The 25318-nt window shown below is 67.5% G+C and carries 21 protein-coding genes; 16 read left to right on the top strand and 5 right to left on the bottom strand.

Going from position 1 to position 25318, the window contains the following annotated elements:
- The first annotated feature begins 27 nt into the window (after nucleotides 1–27).
- The 8 genes from AC5P6S_RS15555 to AC5P6S_RS15520 all read left to right on the top strand — a co-directional run bounded on the left by AC5P6S_RS15555 (nucleotide 28) and on the right by AC5P6S_RS15520 (nucleotide 9395).
- Nucleotides 28–1224, top strand: a complete 1197-nt coding sequence (locus tag AC5P6S_RS15555) for a hypothetical protein (RefSeq protein WP_065184044.1) — start codon at nucleotides 28–30, stop codon at nucleotides 1222–1224.
- Nucleotides 1215–2315 carry a hypothetical protein gene (locus tag AC5P6S_RS15550; protein ID WP_005407892.1) on the top strand — a complete coding sequence of 367 codons (1101 nt, stop codon included), beginning with the start codon at nucleotides 1215–1217 and terminating at the stop codon, nucleotides 2313–2315. The genes AC5P6S_RS15555 and AC5P6S_RS15550 overlap by 10 nt, the downstream gene beginning before the upstream one ends.
- A 97-nt stretch (nucleotides 2316–2412) precedes the next feature.
- Nucleotides 2413–3090 (top strand): hypothetical protein, encoded by a 678-nt coding sequence (locus AC5P6S_RS15545; protein WP_012479008.1) that lies wholly within the window; start codon nucleotides 2413–2415, stop codon nucleotides 3088–3090.
- A 16-nt stretch (nucleotides 3091–3106) separates the two neighbouring features.
- Nucleotides 3107–4753 (top strand): CsgG/HfaB family protein, encoded by a 1647-nt coding sequence (locus tag AC5P6S_RS15540; RefSeq protein ID WP_495204663.1) that lies wholly within the window; start codon nucleotides 3107–3109, stop codon nucleotides 4751–4753.
- A gap of 381 nt (nucleotides 4754–5134) precedes the next feature.
- The gene (locus tag AC5P6S_RS15535) at nucleotides 5135–6784 is read left to right on the top strand and encodes a M28 family metallopeptidase (protein WP_197596759.1); all 1650 of its coding nucleotides are present in this window, start codon (nucleotides 5135–5137) and stop codon (nucleotides 6782–6784) included.
- 212 nt (nucleotides 6785–6996) lie between these two features.
- Entirely contained in the window at nucleotides 6997–8256 is a 1260-nt protein-coding gene (locus tag AC5P6S_RS15530) for a sensor histidine kinase (protein ID WP_005407896.1), read from the top strand.
- Complete coding sequence (locus AC5P6S_RS15525; RefSeq protein ID WP_495204662.1) at nucleotides 8246–9016, top strand: LytR/AlgR family response regulator transcription factor; 771 nt, start codon at nucleotides 8246–8248, stop codon at nucleotides 9014–9016. Before AC5P6S_RS15530 ends, AC5P6S_RS15525 begins: the two co-directional genes overlap by 11 nt.
- Before the next feature lie 34 nt (nucleotides 9017–9050).
- A complete protein-coding gene (locus AC5P6S_RS15520) occupies nucleotides 9051–9395 on the top strand; it encodes a hypothetical protein (protein WP_012479013.1) in 345 nt (114 codons plus the stop codon).
- 39 nt (nucleotides 9396–9434) lie between these two features.
- Here AC5P6S_RS15520 and AC5P6S_RS15515 read toward each other — a convergent pair whose 3' ends face one another.
- A complete protein-coding gene (locus AC5P6S_RS15515; protein ID WP_014645784.1) occupies nucleotides 9435–10049 on the bottom strand; it encodes a hypothetical protein in 615 nt (204 codons plus the stop codon).
- A 309-nt stretch (nucleotides 10050–10358) separates the two neighbouring features.
- Between AC5P6S_RS15515 and AC5P6S_RS15510 the strand changes: the two genes are divergently transcribed.
- A complete protein-coding gene (locus AC5P6S_RS15510; protein ID WP_495204661.1) occupies nucleotides 10359–11288 on the top strand; it encodes an oxygenase MpaB family protein in 930 nt (309 codons plus the stop codon).
- Between the two features lie 178 nt (nucleotides 11289–11466).
- Here AC5P6S_RS15510 and AC5P6S_RS15505 read toward each other — a convergent pair whose 3' ends face one another.
- Nucleotides 11467–12054 carry a TetR/AcrR family transcriptional regulator gene (locus AC5P6S_RS15505; RefSeq protein ID WP_005407901.1) on the bottom strand — a complete coding sequence of 196 codons (588 nt, stop codon included), beginning with the start codon at nucleotides 12052–12054 and terminating at the stop codon, nucleotides 11467–11469.
- 133 nt (nucleotides 12055–12187) lie between these two features.
- Between AC5P6S_RS15505 and AC5P6S_RS15500 the strand changes: the two genes are divergently transcribed.
- The gene (locus AC5P6S_RS15500; RefSeq protein ID WP_043033930.1) at nucleotides 12188–13399 is read left to right on the top strand and encodes an MFS transporter; all 1212 of its coding nucleotides are present in this window, start codon (nucleotides 12188–12190) and stop codon (nucleotides 13397–13399) included.
- The gene (locus AC5P6S_RS15495; protein WP_043033929.1) at nucleotides 13396–14568 is read left to right on the top strand and encodes an MFS transporter; all 1173 of its coding nucleotides are present in this window, start codon (nucleotides 13396–13398) and stop codon (nucleotides 14566–14568) included. Before AC5P6S_RS15500 ends, AC5P6S_RS15495 begins: the two co-directional genes overlap by 4 nt.
- 150 nt (nucleotides 14569–14718) lie before the next feature.
- Here the strand turns inward: AC5P6S_RS15495 and AC5P6S_RS15490 are convergent, their stop codons facing one another.
- Nucleotides 14719–16830, bottom strand: coding sequence for a M13 family metallopeptidase (locus tag AC5P6S_RS15490; protein ID WP_005407904.1), 2112 nt, complete (start codon nucleotides 16828–16830; stop codon nucleotides 14719–14721).
- A 176-nt stretch (nucleotides 16831–17006) separates the two neighbouring features.
- Between AC5P6S_RS15490 and AC5P6S_RS15485 the strand changes: the two genes are divergently transcribed.
- A complete protein-coding gene (locus AC5P6S_RS15485; RefSeq protein WP_495204660.1) occupies nucleotides 17007–20069 on the top strand; it encodes a bifunctional diguanylate cyclase/phosphodiesterase in 3063 nt (1020 codons plus the stop codon).
- A gap of 94 nt (nucleotides 20070–20163) precedes the next feature.
- Here the strand turns inward: AC5P6S_RS15485 and AC5P6S_RS15480 are convergent, their stop codons facing one another.
- Nucleotides 20164–21045 carry a LysR family transcriptional regulator gene (locus tag AC5P6S_RS15480; RefSeq protein WP_100443131.1) on the bottom strand — a complete coding sequence of 294 codons (882 nt, stop codon included), beginning with the start codon at nucleotides 21043–21045 and terminating at the stop codon, nucleotides 20164–20166.
- A gap of 96 nt (nucleotides 21046–21141) precedes the next feature.
- Between AC5P6S_RS15480 and AC5P6S_RS15475 the strand changes: the two genes are divergently transcribed.
- From AC5P6S_RS15475 to AC5P6S_RS15465, 3 genes are all read left to right on the top strand, one after another.
- Nucleotides 21142–21552 (top strand): DoxX family protein, encoded by a 411-nt coding sequence (locus AC5P6S_RS15475; protein WP_005407907.1) that lies wholly within the window; start codon nucleotides 21142–21144, stop codon nucleotides 21550–21552.
- Between the two features lie 31 nt (nucleotides 21553–21583).
- Nucleotides 21584–22372: a dioxygenase family protein gene (locus tag AC5P6S_RS15470; RefSeq protein WP_005407908.1), complete on the top strand. Its 789-nt coding sequence runs from the start codon at nucleotides 21584–21586 to the stop codon at nucleotides 22370–22372.
- A 117-nt stretch (nucleotides 22373–22489) separates the two neighbouring features.
- Nucleotides 22490–24139, top strand: coding sequence for a Na+/H+ antiporter (locus AC5P6S_RS15465; protein ID WP_005407909.1), 1650 nt, complete (start codon nucleotides 22490–22492; stop codon nucleotides 24137–24139).
- A gap of 99 nt (nucleotides 24140–24238) precedes the next feature.
- Here the strand turns inward: AC5P6S_RS15465 and AC5P6S_RS15460 are convergent, their stop codons facing one another.
- Nucleotides 24239–24487, bottom strand: coding sequence for a DUF3297 family protein (locus AC5P6S_RS15460; RefSeq protein WP_005415112.1), 249 nt, complete (start codon nucleotides 24485–24487; stop codon nucleotides 24239–24241).
- 90 nt (nucleotides 24488–24577) lie between these two features.
- Between AC5P6S_RS15460 and AC5P6S_RS15455 the strand changes: the two genes are divergently transcribed.
- Nucleotides 24578–25120 carry a DUF6630 family protein gene (locus tag AC5P6S_RS15455; protein WP_005407911.1) on the top strand — a complete coding sequence of 181 codons (543 nt, stop codon included), beginning with the start codon at nucleotides 24578–24580 and terminating at the stop codon, nucleotides 25118–25120.
- Nucleotides 25121–25318 lie beyond the last annotated feature (198 nt).

Here is a 25318-nt window from a genome sequence, read left to right as displayed (position 1 = left end):
CGTGCGTATTGACCGAGGAGCGGTTGGATGTATTCAAGGACGAAGAGCGCATCGCGCGCTTTTGCGCGCCTGCTTGCCTGTGCCCTGTGCCTGGCCGCGTGGCCGATGGCCGCGCAGGCGGCTGACAAATCGCAGCAGGCCTACTGGGCCGGTTTTGCCTATACCGCGGATGCCGCTGCCGTGCAGGCGACCACGCCGCATGCGCATGCCGTGCTGGAAAAGCGCGGCCTGATCCCGCTGAACCAGACCCTGGCGCAGGCGCTCAAGCGCCGGCCGCCGGCGAACCTGGAGCTGATCGACCAGCCGGTGGCGATGCTCGACGGCACCACCAGCGCGACGGTGCTGGCCGCCGCACTGGACCGCGAACTGGTTTCGGTCGAGCCGATCGGCAACCAGTACAAAGTGCTGGTGGAAGTGGCCCTGCAGGCACTGTTCTTCGATTTCCGCGAGCGCCAGGTGATCGCGTCCTATCCGCTGACCCTGCAGCGCATCGACGTGCAGGACTATCGGCCGGACAACGACGATATCGACGCGATCGTCGCCGATCTGCTGTACGGCAGCGCCGATACCAGCCTGTCGCAGGTGCTGGCCGCCAGTCTCGCCCAGGCCAAGCTGCCCGATGCCGCCGTGCGTCGCCTGCAGGTCGGTGGCGTAACCCTGTCCGACGCGGTCCGCGCCAAGCTGCCCGACCCGAAGTGGGAAACCCCGCTGCGCGCCACGCTGGCCCATGAACTGTCCAAGACGCTGTCGTCCAATACCGGCGTCGGCCTGCTGCCGCCGGCCTCGGGCCAGGCGATCGGTGGTGCGATGGCCGCCCGCTTTGCCGACGGCAAGGTCTACCAGTTGAAGATCCCCGAGCCGGACTACGTCATCACTATGCAGGTCGATGCGCTGAAGAACGGCGTCATCAATGAAACCCCGGCGATGAAGACGATGCTGTTCGGCGCGTTCTTCACCGCCAAAGTGACCGAGCCCTTCTCCGGCAAGGTCTATTTCGAACAGCCGCTGCGCAAGGGCGCCACCAAGGTGGTGCCGGTCACGCAGTGGCAGGTCGACCAGTGGTCGGCCAGCTACGAAACCCTGCTGGCCGGCTTCGATGCCTTCGCCGGCGCCGCCGCCAAGCGTGCCGATTCGCGCGCATGGCTGGACGAACAGAAGCCGGGCGGCCGCCCGTTGCAGCAGCAGACCCAAGCCCTCCAGGAGTTGATCAAGTCATGTCGTTGATGCGTACCATCCTGCTCATCCTCATCGCGCTGGTGGTGGCCTCGCCGGTCGCCGCGCAGACCGCGAGTTCGCGCGGTACCGGTTCGGCCAGCTACGGCCTGCGCCTGAGCGCCGACACCCGCGCCCAGGCCCTGAACAAGGCCAAGGTCAATGCACTGGAGGCGTACATCGCTGAAACCGGTGCGGCCAAGCTGCGCCTGTTCGAAGCCCGCCGCGCCGAGTTCATCGGCGAGATCGACCGTTATGTGCTCAGTGCCGTGCCGCTGTCGGACACCGAAGACAAGAAGGCCAAGACCTACACCGTCACTGTCCGCGCCGAGATCAACACCACGCTGCTGCAGACCAAGCTGGACGCAGGTTCGGCCGTGGCCGGTGCCACCGCCGCGCAGCGTTCGCTGCTGACCTTCCTGTTCATGGCACGCTCGCAGGACACCGTGCAGTCGTTCCAGGACAAGGAATACCGCCGCGTCGACGCCAGCAGCAGCTACAGCGAGAACACCCGTGAAGGCGACAGCTTCCGCGGCAACTCGGTCAGCACCAACGGCAGCATCAACCAGAACGGTTCGGTGTCGGTCACCAGCGGTGGCAGTACCACCCAGCGCAGCGACAACATCAGCTGGAAGGTGGCCAACGCCGCTGAAGTGAACACCGCGATGACCGGTGCCTTCAGCGCCGCCGGCTACGAAGTGGTTGAAGCCGAGTACGTGGAAGGCGAATCGCGCGGCCTGCTGAGCATCGAGCGCATCCGCAAGGACTTCAGCACCGGCAACGACCTGTCTGCCGCCACCCTGCGCGATACCGCCAACGGCATCCGTGCGGCCAACATCCCCTACATCGCCGTCGGTACCCTCGACGTCGGCATGCGCGACCGCGATCCGGCCAGCGGCAACACCCGCGTGTTCGTCACGGTCACCGGCAAGGTGCTGGACGTGACCGGCCGTTTCCCGCGCACCGTGTCGTCGGTGGGCCCGGTGCAGTTCTCCGGCACCGGCCCGAATGAAACCGTGGCCCGTACCAATGCCCTGCAGCTGGCTGCCGAGAAGGCCGCCCAGCAGATGATCAACGAACTGAACGTCAAGGCAGTCCGCTGATCCGCCACCCGGTGGGTGCCGAGCTCGCTCGGCATCGCGCTGGGGTTACCGATTCCCACGTGCCGCTTCGCGGCCGTCTCTCCCAAAGGACACTCATATGATCCGCAATACCGCTCTTGTCGTGGCCATCGCTGCCGCCACCCTGTCGATGCCGGCCCACGCGGGCCTGGGCAAGCTGAAGGACCTGGCCGGTGCCGCCACCGGCACCTCCAGCAGCAGCGCCTCCAGCGCCGCCGCTCCGGACGAAGCCGCGCAGGAAGCGCTGGTGCGTCGTTTCGTCAGCTCGCAGTCGCACTCGCTGCAGGCCCAGACCTCGTTCGCCCGTGCCTTCGGCCTGGCCGAGCAGGTGCAGCTGCTGGAAGCCGAGCGCCAGGCGCTGTCGTCGGGTTCGGTTAGCGTCGATGCGATGAAGAAGTCGGTGTCGGTCAGCGAAGCTGCGCAGGCCGCGATCAACGAGCGCCAGGCCGCTCAGCCGGAACTGAACGCTGAATCCAAGCAGCACTACGCCGAAGGCCTGGTCTCGCTGCTGGCGTCGGCAGCCGAAGCACAGAAGCTGGGCGGCGAAGCCAGCAGCTTCACCGCCGGCATGAAGAACCTGGGCGCGACCCAGCTGGCCACCGTTGGCCGCAAGCTGGCAGCGGGCGCATGGGTGGCCAAGGAATCGCCGGGCTTCATCCAGGGCCTGTACGGTTCGACCAAGTCGGCCGTGACCTTCGCCAGGAAGAGCAAGGTGAAGGTGCCGTCCAACGCCGACTCGATGCTCGACTCGATCTGATCCGAGGCGAATCTCCATGCGTATGACAACCCGTTTGATCGGCCTGGGCTTGGCCGCCGCGCTGCTTGCAGCCTGCGGCAAGCAGGACACCCCGGCCGCCGCGCCCGCCAAGGACAAGGCAACCAGTGCACTGGCCAGCAATGCGCCAGTGGAAGCAGCGCCCCTGCGTGGTACGCCGGATTTCGGCGGCACCACCCAGGTCGCGCGCGAAGCCGACGGCATCGGCAGCACCCCGGAACTGGCGGTGCTGGCGGCACTGCAGTCGGCCGTGGCGCAGGTCAACGGCGTACGCGTGGCCAGCCAGATGCAGGGCCTGCGCGCAGGCCTGCATGTGGATGTGGATGGCGAACACGTCGGCGATATCCGCGCCGACGCGTTCACCCAGCAGATGATCGCCGGCTCGCAGGGCGCGGTGCTGGGCTATGAAATCCTGTCGCAGGATGAAGTGCGGCAGCTGGACGAGGAAACCATCGCCCGCGTGCGCGCCAGCGATGAAGGCTGGAGCTTCAAGGGCTCGGCGTCGGCCAATGCGTCCGGCGAAGCCTCGGCCAAGAGCGGTTCGGCCTCGGCCAGCGTCAGGGAAAGCTACGACGAGAAGGTCAGCGTCGATGCCAAGCGTGGTGCAAGCTCGTTCGATTCCGACGTGACCCACCGCAGCATGCGCAGCTACTGGAAGGTGCGCGTGCGTGCACAGATCGCCCAGTACCGCGCACCGGACGAGCAGGGCAAGCCGAAGATCGTGGTTGCACTGCCGCGCACCAAGGCCGGTAGCTACGCCGTAGGCGATGGCCGCGTGGATGCCGATGAAGTGGCCGACGCGATCCGTGCGCGCCTGTCCGACACGCTGACCCAGACCCAGCGCTTCATCGTGCTGGACCGTGAGTTCGGCGACGAACTGCAGGCCGAGATCGACCACATCAACAGCGGCAACGTGCGCCTGCAGGACACCGCGCGCGTGGGCCAGCAGCTGGCGACCGACCTGATCCTGATACCGACCATCGAACGCTTCGAGTACCCGCGCAGCGTGCGCAACCTGCGCATGTCCGACCGCCAGGTGACCTCGTACTCCGGTGGCGGCCGCATCACCCTGCGCCTGATCAACGCCACCACCGGCCAGGTGGTGATGTCCGACAGCTTCGACCACCAGCTGGCCTCGACCGGCCCCAGCACCCTGCCGCGCGTGGTCAACGGCCGCAACATGGCCGCGGCGATGATGGAATCGCTGTCGGGCCAGATCGGCACCAGCATCGTCACCACGCTGTTTCCGGTGTCGGTGGTCTCGGTGGACGGTGACCAGGTGGTGCTGAGCCAGGGCGGTGACACCGTGCAGGCCGGCCAGCGCTGGCAGGCCGTGCGCCTGGGCGAAGAACTGAAGGACCCGCAGACCGGCCGCTCGCTGGGCCGCAGCGAACACCCGTGCTGCACCATCCGCATCGACCGCGTCGCTGCACAGACCTCGTACGGCACCATCGAAGACGGCGTCGACGCGATGCGCGGCGGTTTCCGTCCGGGCCAGATCGAGCTGCGCCAGAAGCTGGGCAGCAAGCCGGCCGCCGCCGACGCAGGTGCGACTGCCTCGGCCGCTCCCGCAGCTGCCGCACGCCCGGCCGCCAAGCCGAAGCCCAAGCCCGCTGCCGCGCCGGCCGAAGACCCGAACTGGTAACAGGCTCAAGCAACACACCGATGGGGTCAGAGCCCTTTCCCGCCGGGAAAGGGATCTGACCCCTTCGTGTTTCCGTCCGCGTCGACCAAGGTCGACACCTACCAACAGCGATGTGTCGACCAAGGTCGACACCTACCAACAGCAGCGGGAACCTGTCGAAGGCGGGGTGGGTCCGGTTGCGGGGGCGTGAGCCGCATGGATGCGGCGACCGAGCTTACATGGATGTACTTGCAGCGTCCCCCGCAACCGGACCCACCCCGCCTACCCTCAGGAAACCAGCTTTTGCTGTTGCTTCGGCTGTTGCCGTTGTTTCGGCAGGTGCAGGGCGCAGCCCTGCCGAATCCCATTACACTCCAGAAGGATTTCCTGCTGGAGAGAGCAATGAAACGAGTAGTACTGGGCCTGCTGGCCCTGTCGGTGTCGAGCGCACTGATGGCGGCCACCCCGAAATTCGATGGCGCGCGGATCTCCGCCGACGTCAAGGAACTGGCCTCCGACGCCTACGAAGGCCGCTCCCCGGCCACCGCCGGCGAAGAAAAGACCATCGCCTTCCTCAGCAAGCAGTTCGCCGACGCCGGCCTGCAGCCGGGCGGTGACCTCAAGGACGGCAAGCGCCTGTGGACCCAGGCCGTGCCGCTGCGCAAGGGCGACATCGTCGGCGCGCCGCAGTTGGCATTGCACCAGGGCGGCAAGACCCTGCCGCTGGAACAGGGCAAGCAGATTGCCGTGCGCGCCGCCATGAACGGGGCCAGCAACGTCGACATCAGCATGGCCCCGCTGGTGTTCCTCGGTTACGGCGTGAAGGCCCCGGAGCGCAACTGGGACGACTTCAAGGGCGTGGACCTGAAGGGCAAGATCGCCGTCGTGCTGATCAACGACCCGGACTTCGAGACCGGCCAGGGTGACTTCGACGGCAAGGGCATGACCTACTACGGCCGTTGGACCTACAAGTACGAAGAAGGCGCCCGACAGGGTGCGCTGGGCGTGCTGATCGTGCACGAGACCGCACCGGCGTCGTACGGCTGGGCGACGGTGGCCGGCTCCAACACCAACACCATGTTCGATGTGGTGCGCGACAACCCGGCCGACAGCCACCCGCTGCTGGAAGGCTGGATCCAGCGCGACCTGGCCGTTGAGCTGTTCCGTTCGGCCGGGCAGGACTTCGAGGCGCTGAAGAAGAAGGCGCAGCAGCGCGACTTCACCCCGGTGCCGCTGACCGGCGCCAGCCTGGACGCGAAGTACGCGGTGAAGACCGAAGTGATCACCTCGCACAACGTGGCCGCGCGCCTGGAAGGCAGCCGCCACCCGGACGAGACCATCGTCTACAGCGCGCACTGGGACCACATCGGCGTGGGCGAGCCCGACGCACGTGGCGACCGCATCTTCAATGGCGCACTGGACAACGCCAGCGGCACCGCCTCGCTGATCGAACTGGCGCGCGGCTTCGCCAAGGCCAAGCGTCCGGAGAGGTCAGTGCTGTTCCTGGCGGTCACCGCCGAGGAAAAGGGCCTGCTGGGTTCGGAGTACTACGCCACCCATCCGCTGTATCCGCTGGAAAAGACCGTGGCGGTGATCAACATGGACGGCATGGCGCCGTTCGGGCCGTCGCGCGACTTCGGCATCTACGGTGCCGCGCGTTTCGAGCTGCTGGACCAGCTGAAGGACGTGGCCAAGGGCTGGGATATCCGCTACACGCCGGACCCGAAGCCGGAAGCCGGCCTGTTCTTCCGCTCCGATCACTTCCCGTTCGCCAAGCGTGGCGTTCCGGCACTGTCGTGGTCGGCCGGCCAGGACTGGGTGGACGGCGGGGTGGCCGCAGGCAAGAAGGCCTCCGAGGACTACACCGCCAAGCGCTACCACCAGCAGGGCGACGAATGGCAGCCGGACTGGGTGTTCGCCGGTGCCGCCCGCGACCTGGAAGTGCTGTACACGCTCGGCAACCAGCTGGCCAACACGCGCAGCTGGCCGAACTGGAGCAAGGACGAATCGTTCCGCGCCGTTCGTGATGCCAGCGCCGACCAGCGCAAGTAAGGGCATGCGCCGGGTTCGCCCGGCGCCTCCCGGGTAGTGCCGGCCGCTGGCCGGCATCCCTGTGATGCATGCGGAGAAAGTGGGGAGCCGGCCAGCGGCCGGCACTACCAGATGGCTTTCCATCCCCACTTTTCCGGCCTTCGTCGCAGCCCGCTTGTTTGCCCGGCGGGCCGCCCTATGCTCGGCTCACCCCCTTCCTCCAAGGCGCCGCCGTGTTCGCCAGCCTCTCTCTCCTGATCCGCCACCTGCTGGCCTGGGCCGCCGCGCTGGTTGTCGCCGGCATGGTCTGGAGCGGCATCTTCAGCGGCATGAACGATGGCCCGGGCTGGGTGTTCGGCCTGCTGGCGATGTTCCTGATGATCTCCGCGCTGGGCAGCGCGATTACCCACGTGCGCCGGGTCTGGCTGGTGGCCGGCCGATTGGATTCGACCACGTTGTCCGGGCGCCAGCGCCGCCAGGTGGAACTGCCGATGGATGCCGGCCAGGCCTATGCCGTGGTGGAAGCGGCGATTGCCGAACTTCCGCGCGTGGAAGATGTGGAAAGCTCGGCCGGCAGCCTGCAGGTGCGCGCCTACGTGCGCCGGGTGGACCTCTGGAATGGCCGCCAGCCGTCGCGCTGGAACCTGCCAGCGCGGCTGGCGATCAAGCGCAACAGCGTGCTGGCGACGGTCACGCCGGGGCAGGGCACCAGTACCGTCACTCTGCTGTTCGAACCGGATGCTGGCTGGTGGGCCGATCTGCTGGCGCTGGATGAGGGCAGCAACTTCGAGAATGCCGAAGCGGTCACCCGCGCGATCAGCCGCCGCGTGGCCGACCAGCGCCGCGATGAGCAGGCCGCCGCCGAACAGACCCAGGTGGAAAAGGAACTGTCGGTCGCGCGCTTGAACCTGCTGCATGCGCAGGTGGAGCCGCACTTCCTGTACAACACGCTGGCCAACGCGCAGGTGCTGACCCGCACCGACCCGGCACGTGCCGAGCAGATGCTCGGCCACCTTATCCAGTACCTGCGCAGCTCGTTGCCGCAGGTGGACGAGTCGGTGTCGACGCTGGGCGTGGAGCTGGAACGCACGCGCGCCTACCTGGAGATCCTGCGTATCCGCATGGGCGCACGGTTGGCGGTGGAAGTGCAGGTACCGAATGAGCTGCATGGCGTGCACCTGCCGGCGATGGCACTGCAGACGCTGGTGGAGAACGCGATCAAGCACGGCCTGGAACCCAAGCCCGGCGGTGGCACGATCTGGATCCTGGCGCGTGGTTTCGATGACCATGTGACCGTGACCGTCGCCGACGACGGGCTCGGCTTCGGCCAGGGCACCAGCGGCACCGGCATCGGCCTGAAGAACCTCCGCGAACGCCTGCGCCTGACCTGTGGCGAGCAGGCCGGCGTGGCGATCGTTGCCAACTTCCCCAGCGGTGTGGCCGCGACCATGACCTTGCCGCAGACACACAAGGAGCGCAGCCATGCCGCTTGAAGCCCTCATTGCCGAAGACGAGGAACTGCTGCGGCAGTCACTGGTGGAACAGCTGCGCCGGTTGTGGCCGGAGCTGAAGCTGGTGGCCGAGTGCGAGGACGGCGCCAGTGCGCTGGAGCAACTGGCCGAGACGCAGCCGGACATCGCGTTCCTCGACATCCGCATGCCCGGCATCAGTGGCATCGAAGTTGCGCGCTCGCTGTCCGAGCTGAGCCCGCGCACCCAGGTGGTGTTCGTCACCGCCTATGACCAGTACGCCATCGACGCGTTCGAGCAGGGCGCGATGGATTACCTTCTGAAGCCGGTCAGTGACGAACGCCTGCTGGCGACGCGTGAGCGCATCCTGTCGCGGCTGCCATCGACGCGCCAGGATGACGCCGTGCTTGAACGCCTGCTGCAGCGGCTGGGTCCATCGCAGGGTGCTGCCGAGCGCCCGCCGCTGGCCTGGATCACCGCCAGCAACGGCCGCGAGACGCAGCTGATCATGCTGGAAGATGTCGCCTACTTCCGTGCCGACAACAAGTACACCACCGTGGTCACCGCTGCCGGCGAGAGCCTGTTGCGCACACCGTTGCGCGAACTGCTGGAAGTACTCGACCCGCAGTACTTCCGCCAGATCCACCGCTCGACCATCGTCAACATGAAGGCGGTGGCGGCGGTCAGCCGCGACGATACCGGGCGCGGCGTGCTGCGGCTGCGGGGCCGGACGGAAACACTGGTGGTCAGCCAACCATTCATGAGCCTGTTCCGCGGCATGTAGCCGCACCGCACCTTTCCGCTACCAGGAGCATTGCATGCGTCCTTTCCTGCTTGCAGCCCTCGCTGCACTGGCGCTTGCCGGTTGCCAGAAGTCCACCGAAACCGCGATCACCCGCACCACTGCCAATGGCGTGGACACGCTGTACAGCAAGCGCACGGTAGTGGACGGCGTGGCGCGTTTTGAGTGCATGGCCAGCCGCAGCGGTCAGTGCCATTACCTGTTGCTGGACCCGGCCTGTCGTCCGGACGCGGCGTGTGCGAAAGCGCCGATACGGTCGTTCGCGTTGGCGGTCGGCACCACCCAGGAGTTCAGGGACCTGCCGAAGGGCTTCGCCCAGTGCGTCAGCGAGGATCGGAAAGAACAATGCCACCGTGAGTGATCACGGCGGCATTGTGGGTCCCCCCGCTTCCCTGAAGGGTCAGTAGGCAGGCTGCAGTGTCAGGTCGTGGTGGTGCTCGTTCTCGCCCACGTGGTTGAGGCGGCCGACCAGTTCGGAGTGCTGCTTCATGCGCCCGATCTCGGTCATGATGCGGATGTCCTCGTGGCGCAGCTCGCGCTTGGCGGTGACCGCCTGCTTGTAATCGAGCACTTCCGGGTAATGCTCGGCCAGGTCCAGTGCCTCGGCCACGTGCTCGACGCTGTCGGCCTTGGAGCTGATGCGTGCGCGACTGTTGAACGCCTTCATCCAGCGCTCGAAACCGGCCTGCTGATCGAACATGTTGGCCATGAACCAGATCACGAACAGGATCGAGACCCACGAGCCGAACACGACTACCACGCGGGTGAACGTGATATGGAAGTCGTCACGCCACAGGTAGTTGGCGATCAGGCCAAGAATCAGCAGCGAGGCCGCCTGCCAGCCGACGATCGAGGCGATCAGCCATTGGCACTTGGCCTGCGCCAGCACGGCTACTTCATCGCGGATCTGCTGCTCGCTGAGATTGCGCCAATGCGCAACCTGTTTATCGAACGGGCTGCTGTAGAGCTCGTTGTCGCGAAGCAGAATTCCCAAACCCTTGAACAAAGCAATCATGGCTGGCTCCTTGTGGAACGTGCGTCGATCAGCATTGGACGGTGTGGCGGGTCCAGTTCTAGCACTTCCAGCGAGCCGTGCAATGGGCGCAATGCCAAGCCGCGTAAGGGCCTTCTCTGAATCGGTGAATGTTGCTGCATCGCAGCATCGAGGCCGGAGCCTGCGACAGGATGTCGCAGGGTGAAATGTGCTGCGGCCGCACATGAAACCGTGGCTGAGTGCGAAGACTCGCCGCCGGCGTCGTGATCGCCCAGAATCGGGGCTGACCGCGCAACTCGCGGCCACTCTTTCGCTTTTCCTGGATCTGTGATGCCGGCTCTGCTGCAGCGACTCTCCCGCCCCATCACCGCGCCGATCCGGCGCTGGGTACTGGAGGCCTTCCCGCGTGGCCAGAGCGGCATCGATTACGACCAGCCGCTGGGTGACCCGGGCTGGTTTGGACCTGACAGCGTGACCTGGCGCCTGCACGCCGAGTTCCCCTCGATGCTGGCCGGGGGCCTGTGTGCGCTGATGCTGCAGACCCTGCATCCGCGCGCGCTGGCCGGGGTCTACGACCACTCCAATTTCCGCCAGGACCTGGTGGGCCGCCTGCGTCGCACCACCGCGTTTGTCGCCGGTACCAGCTATGCACCCAGCGGGGAGGTAGAGGCGCTGGTGGCCCAGGTGCGCCGCATCCATGCACGGATCCGCGGCCAGACCGCGCAGGGCGAGCCCTACGCGGCGGACGATCCACAACTGCTGACATGGGTGCACGTGACTGAGGCGTTTGGTTTCCTGCAGGGCTTCCGTCGCTACGGGCGCGAGGTGCCGGCGCACATCGCCGACCGCTACTACGACGAGTACCGCCGCGTGGCCGAGGCACTGGGTGCGGTGGATGTGCCGCGCAGTGAAGCCGAGGTGGCAGCGTACTTCTGCGCGCGGCAACCGGAGCTGCGTGTGGACGAGCGCTCGCGTGAAGTGCTGGAGGTGTTGTCCGGCGTGCGCCTGCCGGTACCGGTGCCGGGGCTGTCGCGCGAGGTGTTCCTTGGCGCCGGTGCGGCACTGCTGCCGGACTGGGCCGAAGGCATGCTTGAACGCAGCGGCCGCCAGCGTGCGCAGGCGGCCGCTTCAGCGAAGTTGATGCAGGGCATGGCGCCGCTGTTCCGCCGTGCGCTGCCCGATGGCCTCGCCAGCCGCGCCTGTGCGCGCATGGGCGTGCCGGTGTCGGTGCTGCGCGAGTGGCCCACCGTTCCCCGGTAGGTGCCAATCTTGGTCGGCACGCGTTGCGCGATAAAGCTTCATCCACGCATGGCGTGGATCTACTGATGCCATGGTTCTGGTTGGCACGCGCTGCGCGCGGTGCCGCAGAAGGGCCAACCAAGGTTGGCCTCTACCAGAGCGGATGCGGCAGCATATCCACGCCATGCGTGGATGGGCCTCACCCGGCCGACTTCAAGCCACGCAACAGCATTTCCAGCGCCGTCGTCGCCTGCCGCAGGCGCGCGTCGCCATCCTCGCCCTCGGCGATCCAGAACGCGGCCTCGGCCAGGCTGCCGTAGATCAGCGATGCCAGCGCCTGCGCATCCACCGGCATCGCTACGCCCTGCGCGATCAACTGTTCGATCAGGCGCTGCATCGAGTGGACGCAGTGGCGCTGCGATTCCGGTGAGGCGCCACCCAGCACCGCGCGCGCGTCACGCAGCACGATGCGCTGGATCTCCGGCTCCAGCGCCATCTCCAGATAGGCACGGCAGCGCTGTACGAAACCGTCCCAGGCATCATCCGCGCCATCGCTGATCGCCTGCAGGCGCAGGTCGGTCTCGGCATCGAGCTGGGCGACCACCGCGGCCAGCAGGCCCTTCTTGTCGCCGAAGTGGTGGTAGAGCGCACCCCGGGTCAGGCCGGCCTGGGCGGTCAGGTCATCCATCGAGGTGGCCGCATAGCCATGCTCGCTGAATACGCGGCGGGCGGTGGCCAGCAGGCTGGCACGGGTTTCTTCCATCTCGGCGCGGGTGCGACGGACCATCCGGAACTCCTTACATACGCAGTGCATGATTATTTACATACGACGCGTATGAATGTAGGCTCTTATTCATACGCTCTGTATGTATTGTCGTGGCGCCGGTAGCGCCAGGCAAGCCGCTGCCCTGGAGATCCCGATGGCCACCCCCTACCGCGACCTGTTCGCCGCCCCTGGCACCGCCGGCCTCGCCCTGGCCGGCCTGCTGGCCCGCGTGCCGCTGCCGATGACCGGCATCGGCATCATCACACTGCTGTCGCAGCTGCGCGGCAGCTATGCCTTGGCCGGTGCGGTGTCGGCCACCTTCGTGCTGACCTACGCGCTGCTGTCGCCACAGTTATCGCGCTGGGTCGACCGGCGCGGGCAGGGCAGGGTGCTGCCATGGGCTACTGCGGCCAGTGCGGCAGGGTTGTTGCTGCTGCTCGCGTGCACGCTGCTGGCTGCGCCAGACTGGGCGCTTTTCGTCGCCGCCATGCTGGCTGGATGCATGCCCAGCGTGTCCGCAATGGTGCGCGCACGCTGGACTGCGATCCATCGCGGTCGCCCGCAGCTGCAGACCGCGTATTCGCTGGAGACCGTGTTCGATGAGGTGACCTTCATCGTCGGTCCACCGTTGTCAGTGGGGCTGTCGGTGGCGGTATGGCCACAGGCCGGCGTACTGGCGGCCGCCCTGTTGCTGGTGGTCGGCGTCGCCGCATTGGTGCTGCAGCGGGGCACCGAGCCGCCGCTGCAGCAGCACGAAGGTGCAACTCCCTCGGGCTCGCTGCTGCGGCACACGGAGATCCGCCTGCTGGCGTTGCTGATGCTGGCGATGGGCGTGATTGTCGGTACGGTCGACATCACCAGCGTGGCCTTCGCCGAACAGCGGGGGCAGCCGCTTGCCGCCAGCGTGGTGCTGTCGGCCTATGCGCTGGGCAGCTGCGCGGCGGGCCTGCTGTTCGGGGCACTGAAGCTGCAGGCGCCGTTGCGGCGCCTGTTGCTGCTCGGTGCAGCAGCTACCTCGATGACCACCCTGCCGCTGCCATGGGTCGGCAGCCTGCCCGGGCTGGCCGTGGCGGTGTTGCTGGCCGGGGTGTTCTTCGCGCCGACGATGATCGTGGCGATGTCGCTGGTCGAACAACGCGTACCCGAATCGCGCCTGACCGAGGGCATGACCTGGCTGCTGGCCGGATTGAACATCGGCGTGGCGCTGGGCGCGGCGCTGTCCGGGCAGAGCGTCGATGCGGGGGGCGTGCGTAGCGGCTTTGTCGTTGCACTGGTGGCAGGCGGGGGCGTGCTGCTGTTGGCCGTTCTCGCGCGACGTGCCTTGCGCCCGGTTGCCGCATCCACCCCTGAAGGCATCATCCCGTGAGCGCTTCATCGCCTGCGCATGCCACGCCTGTGCATCGCCATCCGTGGTGGGCGGTTTCTGCGGTTGGCCTCGCCACCTTCTCGGTGGTCACCACCGAAATGCTGCCGGTGGGCCTGCTGACCCCTGTCGCCGAAGATCTCGGCGCGTCCACCGGCACCGCCGGCCTGATGATCTCGCTGCCGGCCCTGCTGGCGGCAGTGTTCGCACCGCTGGTGGTGATCGCAGCCGGTGGCATCGATCGTCGCCGCATCCTGTGCGTGCTGCTGGGGCTGCTGCTGGTCGCTAACGTTGCTTCGGCGCTGGCACCCGGCATCGGCTGGCTGCTGGCCGCGCGCGTACTGGTGGGGTTCTGCATGGGCGGGATCTGGGCCATCGCTGGTGGGCTGGCAGCACGCCTGGTGCCGGCGCATCGCATCGGCCTGGCCACCTCGATCATCTTCGGGGGCGTGGCCGCAGCATCGGTTCTGGGGGTGCCGCTGGGTGCACTGATCGGCGACGCCCTGGGCTGGCGCTTCGCGTTCGCAGCGATGGCGCTGTTCAGTGCGGCGGTGATGCTGCTGCAACTGTGGGTGGTTCCCGCGTTGCCGGTGGTGGCGTCGGTGCGCCCGGCGCAGTTCGTGCAGCTGCTCGGCCACCGTGGCCTGCAGCGCGGCCTATGCCTGACGCTGCTGCTGGTAGCAGGTCACTTCATTGCGTTCACCTATGTACGCCCGTTGCTGACCCTGCGATCGGGCGTGGATGCCGCTTGGATCGGCGCGCTGCTGTTCGCCTATGGCATGGCGGGCATCGCGGGCAACTTCATCGCCGGACCACTGGCCGCTCGTCACCCGCGCGGCATGCTGCTGGCGATCTCTTGCGGCCTGCTGCTGACGCCGTTGTTGTTCCTGTGGCTGGGCGGCACACCCTCCGGCGGCATTGTGGTGCTGTTGCTGTGGGGCCTGGCCTATGGCGGCGTGTCGGTCGGCCTGATGAGCTGGATGATGAAGGCAGTCCCGCACGCGGTGGAGATCGCCACCGCGCTGTATGTCGGTGTGTTCAATATCGGCATCGCAATGGGCGCGTGGGGCGGTGGACGGCTGCTGGATGGCGTGGGCCTGCATGCGAATCTGTGGGCCGCGGCCGGGCTTGCCATGGTCGCCACGCTGGTGATTGCCACAACGCGCCGGTAGATCCACGCCATGCGTGGATGGCTTGTAGTCCTGTAGACCTGTAGATATGCCGACCACCGTCGGCATCCACCCGAGCGGGGCATTCGCCAACCGAGGTTGGCAGCTACCGGGAAATGAAACGGGCGCCTCGCGGCGCCCGTTCCGGTTACATCACCACACCTTGACCCGCTTGTCCGGGGCCAGGTACAGCTTCTGGCCTTCCTTTACTTCGAACGCCGGATACCAGGCGTCGATGTTGCGCACGGTGAGTGCGCGGAACTGGCCTGGCGCATGCACATCGGTCAGCAGCGAGTTGCGCAGCGCCTGCTCGCGGCTCTTGCTGCGCCACGCCTGGGCGAAGCCCAGGAAGAAGCGCTGGTCCGGCGTGAAGCCTTCCAGGGTCTGGCCCGGCTTGCCCTGCAGCGACAGCTGGTAGGCATCGTAGGCAGTGCCCAGGCCGGCCACGTCGGCGATGTTCTCGCCCAGGGTCAGCTTGCCGTTCACATGCACGCCCGGGAACGGTTCGTAGCTGCTGAACTGCGCGGCCAGCGCATCACCGGCGGCGTTGAACTGCTTCAGGTCCTCGGCGGTCCACCAGTTGTGCAGCTTGCCGGTCTCGTCGAACAGCGCGCCGGCGTTATCGAAGCCGTGGCTGATCTCATGGCCGATCACCGCGCCGATCGCACCATAGTTCACCGCGTCGTCGGCGGCACCGTCGAAGAACGGCGGCTGCAGGATCGCGGCCGGGAACACCAGGCGGTTTTCCAGCGGCACGTTCATCGCATTGATGGTCTGCGGCAGCATCGCCCACTCACTGTGGTCGACCGGCTTGCCCAGCTTGGCGATGTTGCGCTGGTATTCGAACAGCTCGGCGCGCTGTGCGTTGCCGAGCGCGTCATCGCGGCGGATCTCCAGGCCGGTGTAATCACGCCACTTCTCCGGGTAGCCCATCCCCACGGTCAGGCCGGCGACCTTGGCCTTGGCATGCGCCTTGGTCTGCGGCGACATCCACGACAGTGCGTCAATGCGCTTGGCGAAGGCGGCGATGATGTTCTTCGCCATTTCGTCCGCACGCTCCTTGGTCCTGGCGTCGAAGTGCTTCTCGACATAGCGCTTGCCGATGGCCTCGCCGACAGCGTGGTTGGCATCATCCACGGCGCGCTTCCAGCGGTCGCTCTGCTGCGGCGTGCCGCTCAGCGCGGTGCCATGGAAGGCGAAGCGGGCGTCGGCGAACTTCTTCGGCAGGTAGGCGGCGGCTCGGTCCAGCGCGTGGAAGGCCAGGTAGTCCTTCCACACCTCCAGCGGCTCGGTGGCGACCAGCCTGGACAGGCCGGCCACGGCCTTGGGCTGCCACACGATGAAGTCCTGCTGCTCGCCCAGCGCGGCCGCATCAAGGAAGGCGTTCCAGTCCATGCCCGGTGCCTTGGCGTTGAAATCGGCCTGGGTCCACGGATTGGCACCCTTGGTCACGTCGTTGGTTTCTTCCTGGGTGGCATGCGCCTGCGCGATCTTCGTCTCCAGCGCAAGGATGCGCTGTGCCTTGCCGGCCGGGTCGGCCACGCCGGCCAGCTGCAGCATCTGCGCGATGTAGCCCTGGTACTGCTTGCGCAGTTCGGCCATGCGGCCGCCGCCCAGGTAGAAGTCGCGGTCGGGCATGCCCAGGCCGCCCTGCACGAGGTACGGCGCGGTGCGGTCCGGCTGCAGCATGTCGACCGAGACCCACAGGCCGAACAGGCGGTCGGTGTAGAAGTTGGTGGCATTGAGCAGGTCGACGTCGGCGCGCATCTCGCCGCCGAGGGCACGTGCCAGGCCGGCCTTGTCGGCGATGGTCTCGATGGCCTTCAGCTGCGGCTGCACCGGGGCGATGCCATGCTGCTCGATGCCGGCTTCGTCCATGTAGGCGGCGTAGTAGTCGCCGATCAGCTTGTCGTCACCGCTGGCCTGCGCATTGCCGGCCGCACCCTCGAGGATGGCGCGGGTGTCGGCCAGGGTCTTTTCAGCGATGACGTTGAAGCTGCCGAAGCGCGAACGGTCGGCCGGAATCTCGGTGTTCTTCACCCAGGTGCCGTTGGCGAAGCCGAAGAAGTCATCGCCGGCCGCGATGCTGCGGTCCATGCCGCTGGCATCGAAGCCGAAGCTGCCCAGCATCGGCTTGGCGGCAGCGGGTGCAGCCTCGGCGGGCTTGGCGGTGCCAGCGGCCGGATCGGCCGGACGGTCGCAGGCAGCCAGGGACAGGCTGGCAACGATGGCCAGTGCCAGGGTGGGACGGCGCAGCTTGGACATGGACTTCTCTTGCAGCGGAAAACCCCAAGTCTAATCCGCCGCAGCCCGGCTGGCCGTCCCTGTGGCTGGCCGGTCCTGTGCAGGATCTGGCTGAACGCGCTGAAGCGATCTTCACGCCGTCACCGGGGTGGTGCATGCTGGGCCCTGGAGCCCTGCGCGGACACGGGGAGGTGGCCATGCAGGACGGGGTCAGGCGTCAAGAATGGCGTCCGCCGGCCGTTGAGGTCGGGGATGTGGAGGATTCGTTCGCGCATGAAGCCAGCCGACTGCACAAGGAAGATCGACCGATGCCCGCGTTGAAGCGGGCGTTGGCCCGTCCGTTGCGCGCCATCACCTGGGGCGGCGTGCTGCTGGGCCTGTTGCTGGTGGCCGGATTGGCCACCATGCTGGCCAACGACCATCACCGCCGCCTGGAGGCGGCGCAGCGGCAGAGCCGGGCGCTGGCGGTGGGGAGCGAGCGCCTGCTGGCGCTGGAACTGCGCAATCTGGAGCGGGCGATGACCGGCATCGCCGGCGATGCCGGTGAGTTGTTCCGCAGCGTGCCGTCACAGGCCCCGGTACTGCTGGATGCGGCCATCGGTGGCGTGCTGCGCCGCCACGCTGAACTGCACAGCATCGTGGTGCTGGACCGCCACGGGCGCGCGCTGACCGCCGGGCGCGGCGACCTGCAGCTGCCGCTGTGGACCGACCCGCTGCGCCGGGGGCAGGGCAGTGCCCTGTACATCGGCCCGCCGCAGCGGGCCAGCGATGGCGACTGGGTGGTGCCGCTGGCACTGCCGATGGCCGGTGAACGCTGGCTGTTGGCGCGGCTGCGCTGTGGTGAACTGCAGCGCATCGCCGGCGGCCTGGATGTTGGTCCCAACGGGCTGGTCTCGATCACCGACGCCGAGGGTTACATGCTGGCGCGCGTGCCCGATCCGCATGGCACGGTCGGTCGCCGCTACGACCTGCCGCGGCGTGACCTGCTCGGCAAGCAGGCGGTGGTCGAGCTCGGCAGCCTGCCCGGCGTGGTCGATGGTGTACCGCGCATCACGACCATCAGTACGCTCGACCGCAGCCCGCTGGCGGTGCAGATCGGCCTGGCCGATGAGGACGTGCTGGCATCCTGGTGGCCGTACCTGCAGGCATCGGTGGCGATCGTGCTGGCCTACATCGTGGTGCTGCTGGTGCTGCTGTATGCGGTGCGCCGCAGTACCCGCAGCCAGCAGGCGATGGCCGAGGAACTGAAGGCGGGTCATGCCGAGCTGCGTCTGGCCCATCAGGTCGGGCGTGTCTGCACGTGGTACGTGGATGAGGACGCCGCGCTGCTGCGCTGGTCCCCCCTGGCGCGCGAGATCTTCGGCGTGCAGACCGATGCGCTGCCGGTAGCCGACTTCTTCGCTCGCGTGCATCGCGATGATGCCGCGCGCCTGCAGCAGGCTTTCGACCAGGCCTTTGCCGGCGGCGCAGTGCTCGACCAGGTGTTCCGCCTGGTGCTGCCCGGTGGTGAAGTGCGCTGGGTGGGCGCGCGCGGACAGCGGGTGGAGGTGGCCGACAGCGAACGACGCATGATCGGCGCGTTGACCGACCTGAGCGAACGCTACCAGGCGCGCGAGCAGATGAGCGAAGTGGAACGCCGCTTCCGCCTGCTGTTCGACCGCAACCCGGCGCCATTCTGGGTGTTCGACCCGGACACGCTGCGCTTCATCGAGGTCAATGACGCGGCGGTGCGGCAGTACGGCTACAGCCGCGAAGAGTTCCTGGCGATGAGCATCCTCGACATCCGCCCGCGCGAAGGCTGGGACGAGGTGCGTGGTGCCATCCAGCGCGCGCAGGTGGGCGATCCCCCCGACGCAACCGTGCGCCTGCACCGGCGCAAGGACGGCAGTGTGTTCGAGGTGCGCGCACACCTGTCCAAGCTCGATTTCGACGGACAGCCCGCGTGCCTGGTGCTGGCCGAGGATGTGAGCGAACGGCTGGCCTACGAGCGCGACCTGGCCTACCAGGCACGGCACAACCCGGCCACCGGCCTGCTCAACGTGCGTGCATTGACCGACCAGCTGGATGAGCAGGGCGAGGGCTATACCATCGCCTTCGTGCAACTGCGCGGACTGCAGCTGGTGGCCGATACGCTGGGCCGTGAGATCGGTGATGCCGTGCTGCAGTCGATGGCGACCCGCCTGGGCGGGTTGGGCGCACGCTGCGGCACGCTGGCGTTCCAGCCGGCGGAGGACTTCGTGTTCGCCATCGGTTCGGAGCACGATACCCAGCGCGTGCTGGACGACCTGCTGCAGATCGTGTCGGCGCCGATGCGTGGCAAGGATTCACTGCACCAGTTCGAGCCGCGCATCGGCGTGGCGGTGCATGTGGCCGGTGACGGCCACAGCGCCGAACAGGTGATCGGCATGGCCGCGCAGGCGGCGCACGCGGCGCGTGCCGAGGGCAACGTGGTGGTCTGGTTCGACGCAGCGGTGACCACGCGGCTGGCCGACCGGTTGCGCCTGGCCGGGCGCATCCATGCGGCCATCGACAACGAGTTCCAGCTGTACTTCCAGCCGATCCGGCATGCCAGCGATGGCAGCCCGGCGGCATTGGAGGCATTGCTGCGCTGGCCGCAGGCTGATGGCAGCTTCATTCCGCCCAATGAGTTCATCCAGCTGTGCGAGGACACCGGGCTGATCCTGGCACTTGGCCGCTGGGTGATCCGAGCGGCAGCGAAGGCGCAGCGGCGGTTGGTCGAGGCCGGGTGGGGCGAACTGCCGATTGCGGTCAACGTCTCGGCCGTGCAGTTCTTCAACAGCGACCTGGTGGCCGAGTTCACCCGCGCCCAGCAGGAGTTCGGGTTGGCGCGGGGTGCGCTGCATGTGGAACTGACCGAGAGCAGCCTGATGCGCAAGCCGGGGCAGGCGATGCAGACCATGCAGCGCCTGCACGAGCAGGGCATCAGCGTGTCGCTGGATGACTTCGGCACCGGCTATTCCAGCATGTCCTACCTGCAGCACCTGCCGCTGGACATCCTGAAGATCGACCGCAGCTTCGTGGCGGACGTGGAAACCAATCCACGCAACGCCTCGATCTGCCGCGCACTGCTGTCGCTGGGCCACAGCATGGGCCTGACCATCATCGCCGAAGGCGTGGAGACGCCGGGACAGCTGGACTGGCTGGCTGCGCACGGCTGTGACCAGGTGCAGGGCTACCTGCTGGGACGGCCGGCACCGCTGGAACGGATCATCGACGCGCTGGATGAGGTCGCCGCCTAAGTGGTAGTGCCGGCCGCTGGCCGGCATTCGCCCAGGACCGGGAGGTGTCTGATTGCCGGCCAGCGGCCGGCACTACCGCAAACGCCAGGCTCGGCTACACCCCGGTTTCCACCAGGTGGTCGATGAAGCTGCGCACCTTCGGTGCCAGGTGGCTGCGGCTGGTGTAGACCGCGAAGATGCCGATCGGCGCGGCCTCCCACTCGGGCAGGACGCGCACCAGACGGCCATCGGCCAGTGCGTCTTCCAGCAGGAAGTCCGGTTGCAGGATCACGCCCATGCCGGCGATCGCCGCTTCGCGCAGCACGTCGCCGTTGTTGGCGTGCAGCAGGCTGCTTACCGCCACCTTCACTTCACCGCCGGGACCCTGCAGCGGCCAGTTGTTGCCTGCGGCCCAGTAGCTGTAGCTCAGGCATGCGTGTGCCTGCAGCTCCTGCGGGGTCTGCGGGGTGCCGTGTGCGGCCAGGTAGGCCGGCGCGGCGCACAGGCTCACCCGCGATTCGCCCAGGCGGCGCGCGATCAGCGTGGGACCGGGCTCGCGGGTGATGCGGATGGCCACGTCGTAGCCTTCCTCGACCATGTCCACCAGCCGGTCGGACAGCGCCAGGTCCAGCTCCACCTGCGGGAAGCGCTGGCGATAACTGGCCAGCAGCGGGCCGAGGCGGGCAATGCCCCAGCTCACCGGTGCGTTGATGCGCAGCGTGCCCGAAGGCTCCAGCGCCTGCGCGCCGATACTGGCCTCCAGCGCGTCGAATTCGGCCAGCAGGCGCACGCACTGGGCGTAGTAGGCGGCGCCGGCACTGGTTGGGCTGACCCGGCGCGTGGTGCGGTGGAGCAGGCGGGTGGACAGGCGCTTTTCCAGCGCCGCGACCTGGCGCGTGACGCCGGCGGTGGACATGTCCAGGGCCTGGGCGGCGGCACTGAAGCCGTTGCGCTCGACCACCGCCACGAACACGCGCATCGCCTCGAGGGTGTCCATTGTTGCGCCTTGTGAAATAAATACGGTCAAACGATCGTATTTATCGGCCAGTGAAGGCGCAATAACCTGTGCCCACTCCCTTCAAGGTGCTTTGCCATGCACACCACGACCGCTCCTGTTTCGCCGCTGGCGCCGTATGGCGCCACCCTGCTGCGCCTGGCTCTGGGCGTGCTGTTCCTGGTCCACGCACTGACCAAGCTGCTGGTTTTCACCCCGGCCGGTACGGCGGCGTTCTTCGAGTCTCTGGGCCTGCCCGGTGTGCTCGGCTACCTCACCATCGGCGTCGAACTGGTGATCACCGTCGCGCTGCTGCTGGGCATCTACGCACGCTGGGTGGGCCTGGTCGGCGTGCCGCTGCTGCTGGGCACCATCGTCACCGTGCACGGCGCCAACGGCTTCGGTTTCGCCAATGCTGGCGGCGGCTGGGAATACCCGGCGTTCTGGGCGCTGGCGCTGGTGGTGCTGTTCCTGCTCGGCGATGGCAAGTGGACCCTGCGTTCGCGCTGATCGCCGCCTGATCCTGCAACTGGAGAATTCCATGTCCCGCCTGCCTTCGCTGTACATCTCCCATGGTTCGCCGATGACTGCCCTGCAGCCGGGCCAGGTTGGCGTGCGCCTGGCCGAGCTGGCGCGCGATCTGCCGACGCCGCGCGCCATCGTGATGGCTTCGGCGCACTGGCTGGGCCGGCAGCCGCTGGTTGGCGCGCATCCACAGCCGCCGACCATCCACGACTTCGGTGGCTTCCCGCGCGCGCTGTTCGAACTGCAGTACCCGGCACCGGGTGATCCGGCACTGGCCGAAGAAGTGGCCGGCCGCATCGCCGCCGCAGGCCTGCCAGTGGCCATCGACCCGCAGCGTGGCCTCGACCACGGCGCGTGGGTACCGCTGCGGCTGTTGCGCCCTCAGGCGGACATCCCGGTGGTGCCGGTGTCGATCCAGCCGCTGCTCGGCCCCGAGCATCAGTTCGCGCTGGGCCGTGCGCTGGCGCCTCTGCGCGAACAGGGCGTGCTGCTGGTCGGCTCCGGCAGCATCACCCACAATCTGCACGACTGGGGCGACTACCAGGACGGCAAGGAAGCGCCGTACGTGCGGCCCTTCATCGAATGGGTGGAGCAGCGCCTGGCCGCTGATGACCGCCAGGCCCTGCTGGATTACCGCCGGCAGGCGCCGTTCGCCGAACGCGCGCACCCGACCGACGAGCACCTGCTGCCGCTGTTCTTTGCAATGGGCGCGGCCGGCGAGGGCGGTTTCGGCGCACGCCGCATCGATGCCGGCATCGATGCCGGCTTCCTTGCCATGGATCTATACCGCTTCGACGGGGCATGAGCCGGGGCTGACGCGCGGCGGCCCCGGCCGTCGCGGCCATGGCCGCATGTGGTAGTTTTTTCCGGGTTTCCGGCGCTGGCCTCCAAGCCTCCCCACGCGCCGCTTCCTGGAAGAAGCATGCATACCATTGAAGTCGTCCTGGCGATGCTGGTGGCCGTTGTCGCCAGCGGCTACCTGGTTCGCGTCCTGCCGTTCTCGTTGCCGCTGCCGCTGGTGCAGATCGGCCTGGGTGCGGTCATCGCCGGGGTGTTCAACCGTGGCCACGCGCTGGAGCCGGAAGTGTTCTTCCTGCTGTTCCTGCCGCCACTGCTGTTCCTCGATGGCTGGCGCATTCCCAAGCAGGGCCTGTTCCGCGACAAGGGCGCGATCCTCGAACTGGCGTTCGGCCTGGTGGTGTTCACCGTCATCGGCGCCGGCTTCCTGATCCACTGGTTGATTCCGGTGATGCCGCTGGCGGTGTGCTTCGCGCTGGCGGCCATCGTCTCGCCGACCGACCCGGTGGCGGTGGGCGCGATCGCTTCGAAGGCGCCGATTCCCAAGCGCCTGATGCACATCCTGGAAGGCGAGTCGCTGCTGAACGATGCCTCGGGCCTGGTCTGCTTCCGCTTCGCGGTGGCGGCGGTGATGACCGGCACCTTCTCGCTGGCCACGGCCTCGCTGACCTTCGTGTGGGTGGCGGTGGCGGGATTGGCGGTGGGCGTGGCGGTGACGCTGGGTGTGTCCACCTTCCAGCGCTGGCTGTGGCGCCGCTTCGGCGAGGAGCCCGGCGCGGCGATGCTGGTCAACCTGCTCATTCCGTTCGCGGCCTACCTGCTGGCCGAAGAGATCCATGCCTCGGGCATCCTCGCCGCGGTCGCCGCCGGTATCGCGATGAGCTATGTCGAGCTGACCGGTCGCGTCTCCGGCAGCATGCGCGTGCAGCGCGCCGGGGTCTGGAACATGCTGCAGTTCAGCTTCAACGGCATCATGTTCGTGCTGCTGGGCGAGCAGCTGCCGGGCATCGTCGAACGCGCCACCACCACCATGAACGAGACCGGCCACCAGAGTGCGTGGTGGCTGCTGGTGTATGTGGTGGTGATCAATCTGGCACTGGTCGTGCTGCGCCTGTTGTGGGTGTGGTTGTCGCTGCGCTGGAACCTGCTGCGCGCGCGCCGTCGCGGCCTGGAGCGGGGCGAGGCACCGAACTGGCGCATCGTGGTGGCGACCTCGGTGGCCGGCGTGCGCGGTGCGATCACCCTGGCCGGTGTGTTGACCCTGCCGCTGTTCCTGCCCGACGGCAGTGCATTCCCGGCGCGTGACCTGGTGATCTTCCTAGCCGCATCGGTGATCCTGTTCTCGCTGCTGGGCGCCAGCATCGCGCTGCCACAGCTGCTGAAGGGCCTGCAGCTGCCGGCTGACTCGGGCGAGCGCAAGGAAGAGGACCTGGCACGCCGGCTGTCGTCGAAGGCCGCGCTGGCCGGGGTCGAGCGCATGCGCCAGCAGCTGGTGATGAACCAGAACACCGAGAACGTGCAGCTGTACAACGACGCCGCCTCGCGGGTGAGCCTGCTCTACCAGCGCCACCTGGAGCGCGACAGTGATGGGCCCGACGTGGACCCGGAGAAGGTACGGCGCATGGAAATGGGCTACCGCCAGCTGCGCAGCGCCGGCCTCAATGCCGAGCGCGAGGAGCTGTTCCGGTTGACCCGGCGCGGGGTGATCTCCGATGAGATCTCGCGGCGCCTGATCCGCAACCTTGACCTGCTGGAATCGCGCAAGCGCGAATGACCGTGTACCCCGGGTGGGTGCGGACCTTGGTCCGCGTTGATCGGGGTCAGATCCCTTTCCGCAGGAAAGGGATCTGACCCCAGGATCCGGGAGCCGTGCTTATTCCGGCTTCTGGTCCAGGAAATACACCTCGACCTTGCCCTTGACCTTGATGGTCATCGGGTTGCCGCGGCGGTCGCGGGCCTTGCCGGCCTGCACGCGGATCCAGCCTTCGCTGACCGAGTATTCCTCGACGTTGTCACGCTCGACGTCGTTGAAACGCACGCCGACGCCGCGCTCCAGCGCCTGCGCATCATGGAAGGGGCTGGCCGGGTTGATCGCCAGGTGGTCGGGAGGGGTATCGCTCATCGCTTCATTCACAGTGACGGCCACCAAGGCCGGCTTCAGCGGCACAGGATAAACCGTAGAATGCCGGCCTGCCCCAGAGGAAGTTCCGCCATGCCCGACAACAGCGACTATTTCGACTTCGAGGAAGACATCCACGACTTCGACGAAGATGGCTTCGAGGCACGGGTCTGGAACCTGCTGGTGCTGATCAACCCGGGCGACGAGGAACTGGCCCTGCAGCAGTTCAACCGCTGGCGCGAACACCTGGCCGAGGACGGGCAGCCGCTGGAAGCGGACAGCGACTGGCTGCCGGCCCTGTTCACGGCCATCGCCTGGCAGTCCGGTTTCGAGGTCGAGCGTGATGATCTGGAATCGCTGCAGTCGGCAGTGAACGAGCTGTCGGCGCGCTTCAACCTGCAGCTGGACTGGGGCGGCGACCTGGATGACGAGGACTTCGCCGAAGACCTGGACGGCGTGCAGCTGATGTCCACCGCCTTCGACCGCCTGCGCGAGCACAACTACACGCTGTGGAGCGTGGATGCCGGCAGCGACGGCTTCACCGGCGTGATGGCGCTGACCCGCGACGACGACGCAATGCTGGCGCTGTGCTCGCTGCTGAACGTGGAAATCCGGCTGGGCAGCGACCCGTTCTGAGCGATGGGCCGATCCGCCCGGCACGACCCGGCGGGGACGATCTGCTGGGCGCGGCCTGATGGGTTGATCCGCTGGGGACGACCCGACGGGGTAGAGTCGACTGTTAGTCGACTGCTCTCCCATCCGGCCGCGAGAACCCCGCGCTGCGCGCGATAGTCGACTGACAGTCGACTCTACCCGGTCGGTGCCGGTTGGTGT

It is taken from the genome of Stenotrophomonas sp. YJH_SMC_119, from assembly GCF_059368315.1.
The sequence above is the reverse complement of the archived record's forward strand: the minus strand, read 5'-3'. Positions and strand labels throughout refer to the sequence as shown.